Below are 17926 nucleotides of genomic sequence, written 5' to 3' on the forward strand. Positions count from 1 at the left end.
TTTAAAAAAGATGACTCCTGTTGGATACAGAAATCATCTTCTTGATGTTGCCTAACTTTTTTCAAAATGTCCTTTACAAAGGGTACAGATTATTTGATTCTATAACTTTTTTTGTTACTATTGATAAGAATAGAAAAAATAAAGTAGTAGGGGAAATAAAATGAAAAAAACAATTGACCATATCGGGATCGCAGTTCGTGATATAGATAGTACGATACATTTTTATGAAAAGGTTTTATCAGGAACTTTAATAGATCGATACGTAAGTGAAGCACCTGGTGTTGAAAGCGAAGTAGCTATTCTTGAAGTTGATGGTGATAGAATCGAATTACTTGCGCCAACGAATAATACAACTTCTCCAATAGCACGATTTATAAAGCAAAAAGGGAAAGGTGTCCATCATGTTGCGTATCGTGTAGACGATTTAGATGTAGCTTTAGAAGAATTAAAGGAACAAGGGATTCGAACGTTAGAACATACGCTTCGCATCAATAAGCATGGTAGACGATTAATTTACCTAAACCCAGCAGATACGGAAGGGACGATTATTGAATATTGTGATTATCCGGAAGTGAAATAAAGGAAGTGTATTTTTGTGAAAGGTGTTACGTACTAATGTAACGCCTTTTTATTTGTATACTTTTCAATATTTCGACGAAAGTATTTCGGAATGTTGAATATATATTATGAGAAGCTATCCACTATCCTGTAGGAGTGGGCATGATTTTTTTTAGTATTTGCGAGCAAATGGAGCCGACTATAGGGTAAGCAATCCTCATTTTGCACAGTAATATATGAAAGAAAAAGAGTGCTTTATAACCAACTATATATTTTATGCAATACATATAATATAAATTGTGAATTTCATGTATTGGAGAGTGGTTATCTGTGGAGATTTCAAATAGTGCTGAAAATTTTAACGTATTATTTGTTACATCTAGTGTTCCTGTCTATTTTCCGGCGCTAGAGGAATCTATATATAATAGTTTGAAAAAGGCAATTCGTAATGTAACGATGGTAACATACGAAAACTTGGTGAAAACGGCTTTAAAGATAAAACCGGCACTCATTATTGTATTTCATGGTTTTGAAGAAGGGATAATTAAGGGAATTCAAGATTTAAAACAATACAACTTTAAAACTGCACTCTGGCTTACAGATGACCCTTACTTTACAGATGTGACGAAAAACTTAGTGCTTGATTATGATTATGTGTTTACGCAAGATACAGGATGTATTGATTTTTATAAAGATTTAGGTTGTGATAATGTATATTATTTGCCTTTAGCAGCAGAACCTCCTGTATATACGCCGATACTTAGGGAAGAGGAATACATATTTGATATTAGTTTCATAGGGACTGCTTTTGATAATCGGCTCGCATTTATTGATTCAATTGCAGAGTACTTAGTGACTAAAAATACTCTAATTATAGGTTGTAATTGGGATAGACTAAAAAGTTATGAGTTATTGAAAGATAAAATTTTACTTTTACCATTTTTGGTTTACGAAAACAGTATAGGATATTACAAAAAAAGTAAAATCAATATGAATATACATCGCTCGATAGAGGATTTAACATTTAATAGAAATAGAGTAAAAGTAAATGCTTGTTCTATTAATAATCGTACATTCGAAATAGCTAGTACAGGTTCTTTTCAAATGACGGATATTCGTTCAGATTTAGAAAAGTGTTATATTCCAGGGGTACAAATTGAGACATTTACCTCAGCGGTTGATTTCATAGAGAAAGCTGAAAGATATTTATCGAACCCGGCACAAAGAAAGAAAATTGCGATGGAAGGGCTGAAGAGAACGCTAATCGAACATACATATGATAAAAGGGTACAACAGCTGTTAAAAATAATTGAAATGAACCCTAAAAAAGAAAATGAAATTTAAAAATAGGGAAAGAATGTGTTGAAACACAACATATTTAAAGAATAAGGTATTTGAATGGAAGAGCATACACTTCGAATGAATAAGCATGGTAGAAGATTAATTTATCTTAACCTAGCGGATACGGAGGGCACGATCATTAATTATTGTGATTATCCGGAAGAGAAGTAAAGGAAGTGTATTATGGAGAAAGGGTGTTGCGTAATAACGTAATACCTTTTTTATTTATCCCGTTATTTGTTGGCAATAAGATTCCCGCTTCAAAAGTCGGAGAATGCGAGGGAGTTAGGTGGGAGATCGAATGCCCGTAAAAGTCCCACTGATTAAAGTTTCACTTTATGTATTTCACATTTTCTTCACAAATGATTCACGATAACTTTTCTTCTTAGGGAACTTACATAAATATATTTTATGCTATAATGATAATCAACTTTAAAAATATTAGTAATATCCATGAAGGTAGCTACTATTATATTGGAAGTATAGAGGTGAGGAATAAATAGAGAGTGATACTAAATAAATCCTTATACTTAATCAGGTTAATATTTTATCAAGAAATAAAACTTGGGAAGTAAAAAGTAATGAAAGTGTAGTGACGAAAAAGAAAGAAGTGAAATGATTGTGAAAGTAATACGAAGGTTAGGGGCATGGCTATTAATTGCGTGCGTGTTGATCATATTGATACCAAAAAGCGCATCCGCTCATGCGTATGTTGTGAAATCAAATCCTGCTGAAAATGAAACGTTAAAGAAAGCACCATCTGTTGTGAAAATTGAATTCGATGAGGACATACAAGTTTCAAGTTTTAATACATTGTTCGTAAGAGATACCTCAGGTAAAAGAGTAGATTTAAAAGATGCACATATTGATAAGAAAAACAAAAAAATATTAGAAGCTGGGTTAAAAGAGAATCTCAAAAATGGTCTTTACTCTATTCAGTGGAAGGCTATTTCAGCTGATGGACATCCAATTCAAGGAGTTATTCCATTCCGTATTGGATCAGCAGAAGCGGGAACAGATGATATAAAAGTAGAAGAGATGGGCTATGTTCCCCAAATCGATATGATTATGGAACGCGGAATTTTATATACAAGTTTTTCTCTATTTATCGGTGTTCTATTATTTAACCTTATCCTTTATAAAGGAAGTGCAAGTCAAGTTCAGTCGAGGAGTAAGAAAATAATATGGATATCATTATTTGGGATATTTATTAGTTTACTATTCAATCTACCATTGCAGGCGAAAATAAATGCTGATGTTTCATGGTTAGAAGCATTCGATCCTATATTATTAAAAGAAACATTACAGCTATCTGTTTTTGGTTATGTATGGATCACTCAAATGGCTCTTATTAGTACGTTTATGATTGTTACAAATTTTGCAGTGAAGCGTGAGAAGCTTTCGTCGTTTAAAGTATGGAGCATTCCAATACTATTGTTTATTGGTTTACTTGTTATGAAAGCCTTCAATAGTCATGCATATGGATTAAAGTTTAAAGAAATTGCTGTCGTTATGGACTTTCTGCATTTATTCGCAGCTTCGTTATGGATGGGGGGGCTATCATCGATTGTTCTTCTGTTACGTAAAGAGGATGACAAGTGGACTATGTATTGGGATGCGATTAAGCGTTTTTCGCCATGGGCAACAGGTGCTGTCATTGTGATTTTATTAACGGGTCTTTTTAACAGTACATTTTTTATTCCCACGATCCATTCCCTATTTGATACGAAGTATGGATTAGCCTTATTAGCAAAGATACTTTTATTCGTGTGTATGGGGATATTGGGAATTATTCATTATGTGAAAGGGAGAATGCGAGCGCAGCAAAGGTTAGGAGCCACGGTGAAAGTAGAGTTTATCATTGGAATTATCGTTTTCGTAATCGTAGCGTTTATGACAAATGTACAAACGCCGCCGATGCCTCCTACGGGACCTTTTACAGAGGGTAAACAATTAGATAATGGATATGAACTTACTTTACATGTAAGTCCTAATAAGGTAGGACAGAATACATTTCATATTACTTTGAAGGATGAGAATGGACAGCCTGTTACTGATATGGAACAAATTGTATTGACGACTCAATCTTTAGATATGAATATGGGCAAAGGTTCATTTAAAGTTTCGGCAGTGTCACCGGGAGAATATGAAGCGGAAGGTATGTATATTAACATGACAGGAAACTGGCATATACAAGTTCACGGATTAACAAAATCTCTTGATAGTTTCGATACGGAGTATAAATTTATTGTAGGTGGCAGATAAAAAAGACGTTATAAATGAAAAGGAGTTTATAGAAAATGAAACGTATAAAAAAATTAGGAACAACAATGATCGCAACAATAATTGCAATGGGGATTTTTTCGTTACCTGTTAGTGCTCACGTAACTGTGAAACCAGCAACTTCTGACGTTAGCTCTTGGGAGACTTATACGATAAAGGTACCTGTTGAAAAGAATATGGCAACAACAAAAGTCACACTGAAAATACCGTCTGGAGTCGAGTTTCAACAGTACGAGCCAGTGCCAGGGTGGAAAGTGGAAGAACAAAAAGATGCAGCTGGAAAAGTTAAAACTGTAATATGGGAAGCAACAGGGGATGGGATTTTACCTGGTCAGTTCCAACGATTTACTTTCGTTGCTAAAAATCCAGATAAAGAGCAACAAATAGCTTGGAATGCATATCAACAATATAAAGATGGAGAAATTGTTGAATGGACAGGCGATGAGAAAGCTGAGAAGCCCCATTCACTTACTACGATTGCAAAAGGTACATCATTAACAGGAGAACATGGTGAAGTATCTAGTGTGGAAAAAAATGAAGGTACAAGTAATATGCAAACAATAGCAATTGTCTTATCAGTTTTAGCGATTGTATCTTCTATAGGTACGTGTGTTTTTGTAGTACGTCGTAAAAAGTAGGGAACATTGAAAGGTCTCATTGAAAGTAATGAGACCTTTGTTAATAAAATTTTGAGATTAAGCAGCTTCGAGGGGGATTAGAGCTACAAATACAACATGGTTTATTAAGATAAGGAACTCAATTGACTGTCATTACTTCTTCTGGTAGGTTATCATGCTTAAGCCAGTTTTCAATTAAATTATTAAATAGTTTGGGATTTGCTAAAGGGATTCCATGACCGATTTTAGGAATGATAATACCTGTGCAAGTAGGATTGCTTTCAAGGATTGCAGTCATCGAGTCTTTCATGATTCTTTTTTCGTTTTCTCCAACAGTTACTAATATATTGCTACTAGCATTCTCGAAACCTTTTGGTATTGTAAACGACATATTTTCTTCTAATATCCTCACAAATGTATTTTTACTTATTTGACAACTTTCATGATAATAGTTATCAAATTGTGTTTCATCTATGTACATTGATTTTGCTTGTATTTTGGAAAACGTCTTACTCTTTATAAGTGGATAGGTTACGCCAAGGGATCTTATTAATGTTTTAGCGAAAGGAAATGGTTTAACTAATGCGCTATTTATCATAGCGTATTGAATTAAGTTTGGTTTCATGCTGAGCATTGTAATTAATACTTGAGCACCTAACGAAAAACCGATTACTATAACAGTTTTGCCTTGTCCTTTTTCTTCAACTAATTCAATGATTTTTTCAGCACTAAAGTGTATTGAAAAATGATCCTTACTACTATTTTCCCCTTGCTCGGGTAAATCAGGAACAAGGCAGTGAAAGTTAGTGAAATGTTTAATTTGTTTGTCCCACATCCATCCACTGACTCCGCCCCCATGAATAAAAACCATAAGTGGAGAGCTTGAATCTCCAAATTCTTTATACTGTAAAACCATATAATTCCCCCTTATGATTAGAATTGTTAGTCCATCCATATGTATTAGAGATAATATTTTCTACTTTATTACCATCATACAATAAAAAAGAAAAATTTTCCTTTTGCTAAGATGTTAAGTGACTGTACTCATAAAATGGTAAAAAAGAAAGAGCCTACAAGTGGTAGACTCTTTCTCATATCTATTTATTTCACTTCAACTTGCTGCCTTACAGCAAGTGCTTTCGGCTTTATATTTACAAAACAAATGCTTACGATAATAAATAAAAGTCCGATGAATAAGCTAATTGTAATGGCCTCATGTAAGAAAATTGAACTTACAATAATAGCAATCAGTGGGATAAGGAACGTATAAGCCCCAACTTTACTTGCCTCACCAGCTCCTACAAGTGTAAAGTAAGCGAGCCATCCCATTGCAATAACAAAGAACGAGATGAATAGTAGTACACTTACAAATGGTATACTCCAAGCGATGTTAGACCAGCTCTCAAATTCTGAACCAAATCCGATTAAGCAAAGTCCGCCAATAATAAGCTGAAGTGTTACCATCCAAATGGCATTAACGCGGTGTCCAGTTTTCTTAATAAATACTGTGCCGAGTGCCCAGCCGATAGCGCACCCTAAAGCAAGTAGTACACCGATAATAGAAATATGTCCAGTTAAACTACTAGAGCTAATAACCCCAACACCAATAAATCCAAGAATAAGTCCGAAAATTTTCAAGCCGTACATAGATTCTTCAAGCCAAATCCATGAGAAAATGCCGAGTAAGACAGGTTGGAGAAATACGATTGCGGAGAAGAGTCCGGCGGGCATATACTGAAGTCCGACAGTTTGTAGTCCGTAAAACAAAATAATATTGAGTAAAGATGAAATAAAGTATAAATGCCAAGTTTCCTTTAAATTTAATTGTTTGTATCTCGGTAATGCGAAAGTAAGTAAGATAAATCCTCCTATTAATGTTCTAATCCCTGCAAAGAGTACGGGTGGTGTGTAATGCAGAGCGAATTTTGATAACGGCCAATTAATTCCCCACATAATAACGAGAAATGTAAGGATTATGGCAGTCTTAGTTCGAGAAAGCTGTGTCACTGTAATCCCTCCTTGTTGTATTCCATTTCACTATGATATGATATCGACTATGATAAATAAAATGAATCTTTTTTATAAGGAGTATAAGTGATTAGTTATGACCATTACACAACTTCAAGTTTTAATTAAAACGGTTGAATTAGGGAGTTTTACGAAGGCTGCTGGGATGTTAAATATGACACAGCCAGCTGTAAGTCATGCGATTTCAAGCATTGAGTCAGAGTTAGGAGTTACCATTCTTATACGCGATAAACGAAAAGGGCTAATCGTTACGGATGTTGGAAATAGAATTCTTGTACATATTAGAGAAATCTTAAACGGCGTTGAGAAGATTGAACAAGAAGTAGCGATGGAGAAAGGGCACGAAGTTGGGACGATTCGAATTGGGAGTTTTCCGAGTGCTTCTGCACATTTCTTACCCAAAATGATAAATCTTTTTAAGGAGAAGTATCCGAACTTAGAGGTCGTTCTTTGTGAAGGCACGATTAAAGAAGTTGAAGATTGGTTAGTATCGAGGGTTGTTGATATAGGAATTGTTATCTTGCCTAATAAAGATATGGAGATCGTGCCCTTAACGAAGGGGAAAATGGTTGTTGTCTTAAGAGAGGATCATCCTCTTTGTAAGAACGATTCTATTACAATAGGTGATTTAGAGAATGAACCGATCATATTATGTAAGGGTGGGTACGAACCACCCATTATCGATATGTTTAAACAAGCGAACGTACCACTTCGGGCTGAATATATAATTTCCACAGTTACAACAGCTTTAAATATGATTCAAGAAGGATTAGGAATCGCAATTTTGGCTGAGTTATCTTTAACGAGTTTACCAAAGAATATACAAACGAGAGAATTGGAACCACAAGTATGGAGAGAAATTGCTTTAGCTGTTCCTTCATTAAAGGATTCTTCAATCGCTGTGCAGCTATTTATTGAAGAATTTCAAGACTTGTTTGCAGAATAAGAAGAGGTGTCTCATATATTGTAATGGGGCACTTTTTTATTTGCTTTAAAAAATTTGTAAAAAGGATTGACTTATACTCCAGTTGTAACTATAATGATTACAACGAGGTGGTAATCACAATGAAAATTAGTAGCCGCTTTTCTATAGCTGTTCATATTTTATCTATTTTGAAAAACAATCCATCTTCAGTTTGTACTTCGGACTATATGGCCGAAAGTGTAAATACAAATCCGGTAGTAATTCGAAAAATAACTTCTTACTTGAAACAAGCTGAGTTTGTATACGTCAAACGCGGTCCGGGTGGCGCGGGATTATTAAAGGATTTACATGAAATCACATTATTAGATGTGTATCATGCAGTGAATGTAGTGGAAGAAGACAAACTATTTCACATTCATGAAAAACCGAATCCAGACTGTCCAATTGGGGCGAATATTCAAGCTGTTTTAGAGGTTATTTTAGTTCAGGCGCAATCTGCGATGGAAGAAGTGTTGAGAAATATTACGATGGGGCAGTTATTTGAATCTTTACAACAAAAAATGAATGCATAATATGATAATTGCAAGTCTCTAAAAGGGAATGCATATTTTTTTCTCAAAATTGTAACCGTTTCGGTTACACCTGAAAATAAAAAGAAGGTAAGGTGCAAATAATATGACTGTGAAAATGAAAGTATACTCAGATTTTATATGCCCGTTTTGCTTTTTAGCAAAAGGTCCATTAGATGAAGTAGCGAAAGAGAAAGATGTAGAAATCGAATGGATGCCATTTGAATTGCGTCCAAGTCCATATTCTAAAATAGATCCTTGGAACGAGCCAGATAAGTTAGGTTCATGGGATTCTTTCATTCTTCCTACTGCAAAAAAATTAGGGGTTGAAATGCGTCTGCCACGTGTTTCTCCGCATCCATATACACATTTAGCTTTTGAAGGGTGCCAATTTGCGAAAGAGCGTGGACTTGGAAATGAGTATCATCACCGCGTATTCACCGCATTTTTCCAAGAAGAACAAAACATTGAAGATATTGATGTATTAACGAAATTAGCGGTAGAAGTAGGGCTTCCTGAAGCAGAATTTAAAGATGCTTTAGTAACTCGTAAATATAAAGAAAAACATCAAGAAGCGATTCAACATGCATATGATGAAGCGAATATTATGGCGGTACCAACTGTAATGATTGGAGATGAAGTCATTCAAGGACTTGCTAGTAAAGAAACGCTAGAAAGAGTAATTGATAAAGAAATCGAAAAGGATAAAACAAATTCATTTGAAGGTATGCAATGTAAGGCGGATGGATATTGCTAATTCGTCTTGCATGAAAGACTCAAATTGATTTGTTTAAATAAAAATAATAAAACATATATTTGGAGGAATTAAAATGTCAGTAACTACAACAAACTTAAAAGAAGCAATCGTGAACCGTCGTTCAATTCGTAAAGTAACAAAAAACGCTACAATTACAAAAGAAAGAATTGAAGAAGTATTAAAAACAGCTTTACACGCACCAACTTCTTTCAATATGCAAAGTGGCCGTATGGTCGTATTAATGGATGGAGAGCATGAAAAGTTTTGGGATATCGTAAAAGAAACACTTAGATCACGCGTGCCAGCAGAAAATTTTGAAGCAACAGTAGAAAGACTAAAAGGCTTCCATGCAGGTGTAGGAACAGTTCTATTCTTTGAAGATCAAGCAACTGTAGAAAAAATGCAAGAAAATGCACCGTTATATAAAGATCAATTCCCATTCTGGTCTCATCAAGGTAATGCAATGTTACAACATACTGTATGGATGTTATTATCAGCTGAAGGAATTGGCGCATCATTACAACATTACAATCCAATCGTAGATGCTGAAGTGAAAGAAACATGGAATATTCCAGCGGAGTGGAGTTTAGTAGGACAAATGCCATTTGGTGAGCCGAATGAACAACCAGGGGAAAGAACATTCTTACCTACTGAAGATGTAGTGAAATTTTATTAAGAAATTTAATATATACAGAGTTAAATAAATGAAAGGAGAGTACATATATAGCTATATATGTACTCTCCTTTCGTATGTAATGTTTAAATGCGATTGTGGAAAAGGTTACTGCAAGAATAATTTCTTTCATATCAATCGAAGTTTTCCCTACAATTAAAAATCTATCATGTTTTTGAAATGACAGTAAACATCCCCGTCATGTTTGGTGAGTAATTTTTAAAATCAAATTTTTCATAGAACGATTCTTTACCTTGTGATGCAAATAAACCGACAAACGCCTTATCAGGGGCAGTCTCATTTAAGTATGCAACCAAAAGATGCATTATTTCTTTCCCAATACCATGTTTCTGATAATCCGGATGAACCACTATATCTTGAATATAGAAATAGATAGATCCATCACCAACAATTCTCCCCATGCCCACAATTTTTTCATTATCTTTGACCGTGATGCAGTGAATAGAATGCTTCAGTGAAGTATCCGCTACTTCAAAATTCATATAATTAGTCCATCCAACAGAATCACACAAATATTTGTACTCTTCCAATGTTGGAATGTTATGTTTAAACTCATATGTTTTCAAAATGCATCCTCCATGTCCTTAAATTCAATAAGTATATAAATTCGACATATTTTTATCTATTCCTCTTACGCAACAGAACTCCTTTTAGTTATTGAATACTATATCATCTGTCTCGTCTATTTAATTTAGTCCAGCTTCCCTATTCGTATTGGTGTTAATTTATGTGCATTTAGGGAAGAAATATAAGAAATAATCTGGTGAGAAAGGAAGTGGGAACATGAATGATGAGAAAAAATATACAGTTGTCGGTACTGATGTTGATGAAGTGAAACGTTTAAATAAAAATTCAGGGTTAACATATAATCAGGTGAAGGAATTGTTAGCAAAGCAAATGCAAAAAAAAAGTAATTAGATTGAAATCTTTCATTTTTTCATTTAGCATTTTGATTGGAGAGAGTTAAGTAAAAGGTAACTCTCTTTTTTATATAAATGAGCAACTTTTAGAGTGGAGGAAGCAACATGAAAAAATGGGTAAAGATAACGTTGTCTATCGCTGGAGGTATTGTTCTATTGGTGTGTGCCGGAGGATATTACGTGTATAAAAATTATTTTCCAAAGGAACCTGAGCGTATTGTATATGATAAAGACAGAGTGTTAAAACCGATACATAATCAGCTTAAAGGGGTCGACATAGATAATATAAAGATAAAAGAAAAAGAAGTTGTAAATGCGACTGTGGATGAGCTTCAAAAAATGGTTGATGATGGGAAATTATCATATGAAGAATTAACGAGTATTTATCTTTTTAGAATACAAGAACATGATCAAAATGGAATGACATTAAATGCTGTTACAGAGATTAATCCTAATGCAATGGAGGAAGCACGACAGTTAGATAAAGAGAGATTTTTAAATAAGAAATCGAACTTATACGGCATTCCTGTCATCGTAAAAGATAATGTACAAACAGCGAGTGTTATGCCGACAAGTGCTGGAACTTATGTATTAAAAGATTGGATTGCAGATGAAGATGCGACGATTGTGAAGAAGTTGAAAGAAGAAGGGGCGTTTGTTTTAGGAAAAGCAAATATGTCTGAGTGGGCGAATTATTTATCTTTTACAATGCCAAGTGGATATAGTGGGAAGAAAGGACAAAATTTAAATCCATATGGCCCGATTACATTTGATACATCAGGATCGAGTTCAGGATCTGCTACAGTGGTTGCAGCTGATTTTGCACCGCTTTCAATCGGGACGGAAACGACGGGATCCATTGTAGCACCGGCAACGCAACAATCAGTAGTTGGGTTACGTCCGTCTTTAGGTATGGTTAGCAGAACAGGAATTATCCCGTTAGCTAAAACACTTGATACAGCAGGGCCAATGGCAAGAACGGTCAAAGATGCAGCAACGCTATTTAATTCAATGGTAGGTTATGATGGAAAAGATGCTATGATAGAAAAAATGAAAGATAGAGATAGAATGGATTATACGAAGGAGTTATCGATAGATGGATTAAAGGGGAAAAAGATAGGGATTCTTTTTTCTATAGAACAACAAGATGAAATTAGAAAAGCAGTAGCGAAAAAGATTAGAAAGGACCTTGAAGATGCAGGTGCAATATTGACTGATGATGTTCAGTTAAACAGCGAGGGTGTAGATAATCTGCGAACATTAGAATATGAGTTCAAGCATAATGTTAACGATTATCTTTCACGGCAAAAAAATGTGCCAGTAAAATCGTTAGAAGAGATTATAGCGTTTAATAAAAAAGATAGTAAAAGACGAATGAAATATGGACAAACATTAATTGAGGGCTCTGAAAAATCTGCTATAACGAAAGATGAGTTTGAAAAAATAGTTCAAACGAGTCAAGAAAATGCAAGAAAAGAGCTAGATAGGTATTTAGTAGAAAAAGGTTTGGATGCTCTTGTGATGATTAATAACGATGAAGTTCTTCTATCAGCTGTGGCTGGTTATCCAGAATTAGCAGTGCCGGCAGGATATGATTCTGATGGTCAGCCGGTAGGTGTAGTGTTTATTGGGAAACAGTTTGGTGAAAAAGAACTTTTTAATATTGGATATGCGTATGAACAGCAATCTAAAAATAGACGATCTCCTAAAATATAGAGTTGATAAAGTAGTTTTTAGAAAAGTATTAGATAAAAAAATCCGACAATAAAAAAGAAAAAAAGGATTCTTTCCAATTAGTAAGAAAGATTGTCTATAGAAGTTCATAAAATGTAATATATCCAATTTCCATCCATTGAAGGGGGAGGTTAATTCTTAATGAATGAAGTGAAAAATTTCTTTCGAAGCAGAGGGTTTCAACGGTTTCTCGTTTTAATAATATTAGTGCTTGTATTGTATGGATTAAAAAGTATGATTAATTTAATATTAATTACGTTTATTCTCACGTTTTTGATGGATCGATTTCAAAAGTTTATTTCAAAAAAATTGAAAGTAAATAGGAAAGTGGTTATTGCTGGTTTATATATTGTGTTAGTGACGTTTATTGTAACTACACTATATAAATATTTGCCTGTACTAACGATACAAATTTCACAATTAATTTATCAATTTAAATTGTTTTTTCAAAACCCACCTGATAACGAGATAATTAAATATGCACTTTCGACAATTAATGGAATGGAAGTATCGAAATATATCGAACAAGGTGTAGATGTCATTTATCAATCGATAGCAAACATAGGAAAAGTCAGTTTACAAATACTACTTTCTCTTATTTTAAGCTTATTTTTCTTATTAGAAAAAGAACGCATTATAGCATTTACTTCGAAATTTAAAGATAGTAAGCTGAAAATTTTTTATGGGGAGATTGCATATTTCGGTGAAAGGTTTGCAAGATCGTTCGGAAAAGTGATTGAAGCACAGTTTTTAATTGCGGTTGTAAATTGTGTGCTCACTGTAATTGCACTTGTCATTTTAGGATTTCCACAGCTTCTTGTATTGGCTGTCATGGTCTTTCTACTCGGTTTGATTCCAGTTGCTGGTGTTATCATTTCATTGTTTCCACTTTGTATCATTGCCTATAACGTCGGCGGGGTTGTGTATGTTGTTTACATACTAGTGTTCATTACAGTAATCCACGCTCTTGAAAGTTATTTATTAAATCCAAAATTTATGTCTGCAAAAACGAATTTACCTGTTTTTTATACATTTATGATTCTTATCTTTTCAGAGCATTTCCTCGGAATATGGGGGCTTATTATTGGGATTCCAATCTTTATCTTTTTATTAGATGTACTTGATGTAAATAATGATGAACCGATTAAAGATAATAAGTGATAGAAAATGACCGATGTTTTCTCTTGATGAAAACATCGGTCATTTATTATTTTTTCTTTGGAGGAGGTAGTTTAATGAAGGTATTTGCAATTAAAGCTATAATAACAGCAGCAAAAATAAAGACTGCGATTACACTAACTCCCATACCAGCCCATCCTCCTACAAGGAAGATACTTATCGGTATTGCTAACAAGCTTAAAATAATTAGAATCAATCCGAGATTCTTATCATATTTTTTAGTTGGAAATAGCGTTCTGATGATTAAGAAGAGGAAAAGTATTAAGGATGCTACAGCTAGCAAGAGGATTGCAATCGTCAAAGAATCATTCATGAAATCACCCCTTTTTATAGATAATATTACCGTTTAAATTGAGGGGGAACTATAAAAGTATAAAAAAGCAATCCAATATAAATCGGATGGCTTTTTTGATTGGAAAATATGATTAAAGAACAGGAGCCATTGTTTCTTTCAACACTTGAACAGAGTGATCGAATTTTAATTCTTCCTCTTCACTTAGTTCAACTTCTAAAATTTCCCGAACACCGCCGCGGTTTAAAACAGCAGGTACGCCGATATAAACATCTTGTTGGCCGTATTGACCTTCAAGATATGCTGATACAGTTAATACGCTGTTTTCATTGCTTAAGATTGCTTTCGTAACACGTAAAAGTGACATGCCGATGCCGTAGTATGTAGCACCTTTTCGTTCAATAATGTGATAAGCTGCATCACGAACGTTTACGAAAATATCATCTAAATCTTTTTGGTTATATGTGTTGTCTTTTTCAAGAAGCGTTTGTAGTTTTTGAATACCAATTGATACGTGACTCCACACCGGAAGTTCTGTATCACCGTGCTCTCCGATAATATAAGCGTGAATGTTATGAGGTCCAATATCGAAGTACTCACCTAACATATAGCGGAAACGAGCAGAATCAAGAGTTGTACCAGAACCGATTACGCGTTCTTTCGGTAATCCAGATTCTTTCCAAGTTACGTAAGTTAAAATATCTACAGGGTTTGTTGCGATTAAGAAGATACCGTCAAAGCCGCTATCCATAATGCTACGAACAATTTGCTTGAAAATTTTAGCGTTTTTCTCAACTAAATCTAAACGTGTTTCACCTGGCTTTTGTGGCAATCCAGCTGTAATTACAACAAGATCTGCGTCTTTACAATCTTCATAACTACCTTTCCAAACTTTTGTTGGAGCTGGTGCGAAAGGAACGGCATGGCTTAAGTCCATTGCTTCTCCTTCAGCTTTTGCTTCATTTACATCCACTAAAACAAATTCTTCAGCTACAGCTTGGTTAATCATGCAGTAAGCATAACTACACCCAACTGCTCCTGTTCCTACTAATACAACACGGTTAATACCTTTTTTCATTTCAAAATTCCTCGCTATTTCATAAATTTTATTATGTAAGATAATACGTCTTACTTCTATAATTTCATATCTATTTTATTACATTTTATAAAAGATATTCAAGTATTTGAAAATGTATCCGCTCAATTACTTGAATGAAACATAGGAATCCTGTTAAACGAATATAATTCAGTAAAATCCTTCGTAAAAGGGGAATTGGCATGGGGAATCCATTATCGATGGAACAAATGCTTCAAATTGTTCATGAAGGGCTTGCCAAAACGAATAACCCCAAACCCAAACGGATTACAGTTGCCGGTGCAGGGATATCTGGATTAGTTGCAGCATCTTTATTAAAAGAGGCTGGGCATGAGGTAACGATTATAGAAGCAAATAACAGAATAGGTGGCAGAGTGTATACGATTCGTGAACCATTTAGCGCAGGATTATATTTTAACGCAGGTCCTATGCGTATTCCGGATACTCATGATTTAACTTTAGCTTACATTCGTAAATTTAAACTACCGTTAAACCTTTTTATTAATAAAACTTCTTCAGATATAATTTATACGAATAACAAAAGAACGAGATTGGATGTGTTTGAAAAGGATCCAAGTGTACTTGGATATCCAGTTTTAGATAAAGAAAGAGGGAAAACGGCAGAAGGGTTAATGTTAGAGGTATTGGAACCGATACTTAATTATATTAAGAAAGATCCTAATAAAAACTGGATTATTGTTGAAAAAAAGTATAAAACATATTCGCTCGGTTCATTTTTAACCGAGTATTATTCAGATGGGGCAATAGATATGATCGGGGTACTTCTTGATATGGAAGCATACATGGGAATGTCTTTAATTGAAGTATTACGCGAAATGATCTTTTTCACTTCAACGACGAAATATTATGAGATAACAGGCGGGATGGACGCATTACCAAATTCATTTTTACCAGAGCTAAAGGATAATATTTTTATGTCGTATAAAGTAGAAAAAATTATACAGGAAGATAATAAAGTAATGATGCAAGTAACACATGAACAAACGTTAAATTCATTTATAGTAACTGGTGACATCGCTATTGTCACAATTCCATTTTCAGCTTTGCGATTTGCAGAAGTTCAGCCATATCATTTATTCTCTTATTATAAAAGGCGGGCAATTCGTGAATTAAATTATATTGCTTCAACTAAAATTGCGATAGAGTTTAAAAGTAGATTTTGGGAAAGAGCAGGACAATATGGTGGTAAGTCAATTACAGATTTACCTATCCGCTTTACATATTATCCGAGCTATGGCATTCAGTCACCAGGGGCAGCTATCGTTATAGCAAGCTATACGTGGGCAGATGAAGCGTTAACGTGGGATAGTCTCTCGCATAGAGATCGTATTCGTTATGCATTGAAAAATTTAGCGCAAATTTATGGGAATGTGGTTTATAGTGAGTATGTTGTGGGAGAATCTTTTAGCTGGAGTCAAAATCCGTATTCTTGCGGAGCATTTACAGCTTTTGAACCAGGGCAAGAGCTTGAATTGTTTCCATATATTACGCCGCCAGCGGGTAGAGTGCACTTTGCAGGAGAACATACGACATTAACACATGGATGGATGCAAGGAGCAATCGAGTCTGGAATTAGAGTTGCTCATGAAGTGAATGGAAAATGAAACGATAATCTAGCAGTTTTGTTTACAAATAGGTATTCTTTTAATAAAATGATAAATATAAATCGTAATAATTACGCTTTGAAGAAATTTGAAGTAGAGAAATGGATGGTCGGTCGAATGAGTAAAGTAGAAATTCATATATTAGGTGGTTTTTTAGGTAGCGGAAAATCAACATTGCTGCAAAATTTATTATTAGCAGAAAAGAAGAAAAATCGAAAAGTTGCAGTTTTGATGAATGAAATCGGTGAATACTCGGTAGATACAGATATTATTGGAAAAGAGAATGTGTTAAGGGAGCTTCTGAAAGGATGTATTTGTTGTACGTTAAAAGAAGAGCTTGAAATTCAATTACATTCTTTATATCAACAAGAAAGACCAGATGTAATTTATATAGAAACAACAGGTGTCGCACATCCAATTGAAGTGTTAGATGCATGTGTATCACCAATTTTAGCTCCTTTCCTTGAAGTGAAATCTATAGTAGTCGTATTAGATGCAGTAAGATGGTTAAACCGAAGTATATTAAGTGCAAATGTACAACAGCTATTACATGAGCAAATGAAATATGGAAGTCATATTCTTATTAATAAATCAGATTTATTAACAGATTCGGATAAGAACAAAGTACTTGAAGACGTAAAAGCAATAAATAATCATGCGAAATTGTTTGAAACAAAGTATTGTAATATATCTTTAAAAGATATAGAAGAAGCTGAATTTGTGAGAGATGGAGAACATGAGACACTTCATGTTAAACAGCATTTACATATACAAACGATGACGTATCAATTTACGAAATCGATTGATCAAGATAAATTATACGAATGGCTTTCGAATTTACCAGATAGCATTTATCGTGTAAAAGGATTTGTGAAATTCCATGGAGATAAATACCCTCACTTATTCCAATATTCATTTGGCGTACCAACTTTACTGGAGCAAGACTTCGGTTTCCCGACAAACTTAGTAGTAATAGGAGAAGGGCTAGATAAGAAGCAATTGGTTGAGGGGTTAGAGAAAGTCGAAAATAATTAATCATTTTTTTTAGGTAAGCTGCAAATAATTGACTTAATGAATTAAGTTAATTATTTGCAGCTTTTTGCGTGATGATTACTGTAGTGAAACAGTAATTTCATTTGAACAACGGAATATATATTGATTGTATGTCCGTTTCCATTTAATAGGAAGGTGATTATAGATTTGTGCCGAATGTAGAGGTTACTACAAGAGTTTTCCATTACCAATTTTAAAGTCATGATTACGGACAGGGGAATTTGGCGTGTTTGATTCTATCAGAAAGTAAAATAT

Annotated in this window: 18 protein-coding genes and 1 pseudogene; 14 read left to right on the plus strand and 5 right to left on the minus strand. The window is 34.2% G+C overall.

The annotated features are described in order from the left end of the window. The first annotated feature begins 160 nt into the window (after positions 1 to 160). The 5 genes and pseudogenes from ABH960_RS26925 (at position 161) to ABH960_RS26945 (ending at position 4820) form a co-directional block, all read left to right on the plus strand. Positions 161 to 580, plus strand: a complete 420-nt coding sequence (locus ABH960_RS26925; protein WP_002086225.1) for a VOC family protein — start codon at positions 161 to 163, stop codon at positions 578 to 580. A 308-nt stretch (positions 581 to 888) separates the two neighbouring features. Further along, a complete protein-coding gene (locus ABH960_RS26930) occupies positions 889 to 1902 on the plus strand; it encodes a CgeB family protein (RefSeq protein WP_002012286.1) in 1014 nt (337 codons plus the stop codon). A gap of 60 nt (positions 1903 to 1962) precedes the next feature. After that, positions 1963 to 2070: pseudogene (locus ABH960_RS26935) on the plus strand (glyoxalase); the annotation flags it as partial. A gap of 444 nt (positions 2071 to 2514) precedes the next feature. Beyond that, complete coding sequence (locus ABH960_RS26940) at positions 2515 to 4164, plus strand: copper resistance CopC/CopD family protein (protein WP_404449483.1); 1650 nt, start codon at positions 2515 to 2517, stop codon at positions 4162 to 4164. A 35-nt stretch (positions 4165 to 4199) separates the two neighbouring features. After that, positions 4200 to 4820 (plus strand): YcnI family copper-binding membrane protein, encoded by a 621-nt coding sequence (locus tag ABH960_RS26945; RefSeq protein ID WP_404449485.1) that lies wholly within the window; start codon positions 4200 to 4202, stop codon positions 4818 to 4820. 118 nt (positions 4821 to 4938) lie between these two features. On the opposite strand, the gene ABH960_RS26950 is transcribed toward ABH960_RS26945, so the two are convergent. Together ABH960_RS26950 and ABH960_RS26955 are read right to left on the minus strand one after the other, a co-directional pair. Continuing rightward, a complete protein-coding gene (locus ABH960_RS26950) occupies positions 4939 to 5715 on the minus strand; it encodes an alpha/beta fold hydrolase (protein ID WP_404449487.1) in 777 nt (258 codons plus the stop codon). 185 nt (positions 5716 to 5900) lie between these two features. Further along, a complete protein-coding gene (locus ABH960_RS26955) occupies positions 5901 to 6806 on the minus strand; it encodes a DMT family transporter (protein WP_002165959.1) in 906 nt (301 codons plus the stop codon). Between the two features lie 97 nt (positions 6807 to 6903). Between ABH960_RS26955 and ABH960_RS26960 the strand changes: the two genes are divergently transcribed. From ABH960_RS26960 to ABH960_RS26975, 4 genes are all read left to right on the plus strand, one after another. After that, entirely contained in the window at positions 6904 to 7773 is an 870-nt protein-coding gene (locus tag ABH960_RS26960) for a LysR family transcriptional regulator (RefSeq protein ID WP_002012297.1), read from the plus strand. A gap of 119 nt (positions 7774 to 7892) precedes the next feature. Further along, positions 7893 to 8324, plus strand: coding sequence for an Rrf2 family transcriptional regulator (locus ABH960_RS26965; RefSeq protein WP_002012300.1), 432 nt, complete (start codon positions 7893 to 7895; stop codon positions 8322 to 8324). Positions 8325 to 8427: 103 nt separating this feature from the next. Beyond that, the gene (locus ABH960_RS26970) at positions 8428 to 9078 is read left to right on the plus strand and encodes a DsbA family oxidoreductase (RefSeq protein ID WP_002012302.1); all 651 of its coding nucleotides are present in this window, start codon (positions 8428 to 8430) and stop codon (positions 9076 to 9078) included. Between the two features lie 73 nt (positions 9079 to 9151). Further along, positions 9152 to 9754, plus strand: a complete 603-nt coding sequence (locus ABH960_RS26975) for a nitroreductase family protein (RefSeq protein ID WP_078178891.1) — start codon at positions 9152 to 9154, stop codon at positions 9752 to 9754. Positions 9755 to 9918: 164 nt separating this feature from the next. Here the strand turns inward: ABH960_RS26975 and ABH960_RS26980 are convergent, their stop codons facing one another. Further along, positions 9919 to 10338, minus strand: a complete 420-nt coding sequence (locus ABH960_RS26980; protein ID WP_078178803.1) for a GNAT family N-acetyltransferase — start codon at positions 10336 to 10338, stop codon at positions 9919 to 9921. 217 nt (positions 10339 to 10555) lie between these two features. Here ABH960_RS26980 and ABH960_RS26985 point away from each other — a divergent pair, with 217 nt between their 5' ends. From ABH960_RS26985 to ABH960_RS26995, 3 genes are all read left to right on the plus strand, one after another. After that, entirely contained in the window at positions 10556 to 10690 is a 135-nt protein-coding gene (locus ABH960_RS26985; RefSeq protein ID WP_002012306.1) for a hypothetical protein, read from the plus strand. 107 nt (positions 10691 to 10797) lie between these two features. Beyond that, positions 10798 to 12408 carry an amidase family protein gene (locus tag ABH960_RS26990; RefSeq protein WP_404449491.1) on the plus strand — a complete coding sequence of 537 codons (1611 nt, stop codon included), beginning with the start codon at positions 10798 to 10800 and terminating at the stop codon, positions 12406 to 12408. 159 nt (positions 12409 to 12567) lie between these two features. Continuing rightward, on the plus strand, positions 12568 to 13587 hold the full coding sequence (locus tag ABH960_RS26995) for an AI-2E family transporter (RefSeq protein WP_002012308.1): 1020 nt from the start codon (positions 12568 to 12570) through the stop codon (positions 13585 to 13587). A 46-nt stretch (positions 13588 to 13633) separates the two neighbouring features. Here the strand turns inward: ABH960_RS26995 and ABH960_RS27000 are convergent, their stop codons facing one another. Both ABH960_RS27000 and ABH960_RS27005 read right to left on the minus strand, forming a co-directional pair. After that, on the minus strand, positions 13634 to 13918 hold the full coding sequence (locus tag ABH960_RS27000; RefSeq protein WP_002086206.1) for a YesK family protein: 285 nt from the start codon (positions 13916 to 13918) through the stop codon (positions 13634 to 13636). Positions 13919 to 14030: 112 nt separating this feature from the next. Further along, on the minus strand, positions 14031 to 14975 hold the full coding sequence (locus ABH960_RS27005) for an L-lactate dehydrogenase (protein ID WP_002012312.1): 945 nt from the start codon (positions 14973 to 14975) through the stop codon (positions 14031 to 14033). A 200-nt stretch (positions 14976 to 15175) separates the two neighbouring features. Between ABH960_RS27005 and ABH960_RS27010 the strand changes: the two genes are divergently transcribed. After that, on the plus strand, positions 15176 to 16618 hold the full coding sequence (locus ABH960_RS27010) for a flavin monoamine oxidase family protein (protein ID WP_404449494.1): 1443 nt from the start codon (positions 15176 to 15178) through the stop codon (positions 16616 to 16618). A gap of 117 nt (positions 16619 to 16735) precedes the next feature. Continuing rightward, positions 16736 to 17653 carry a CobW family GTP-binding protein gene (locus ABH960_RS27015; RefSeq protein WP_170972649.1) on the plus strand — a complete coding sequence of 306 codons (918 nt, stop codon included), beginning with the start codon at positions 16736 to 16738 and terminating at the stop codon, positions 17651 to 17653. Positions 17654 to 17926 lie beyond the last annotated feature (273 nt).

It is taken from the genome of Bacillus sp. RC252 (genome assembly GCF_044909215.1).
Lineage (GTDB): Bacteria > Bacillota > Bacilli > Bacillales > Bacillaceae_G > Bacillus_A > Bacillus_A mycoides.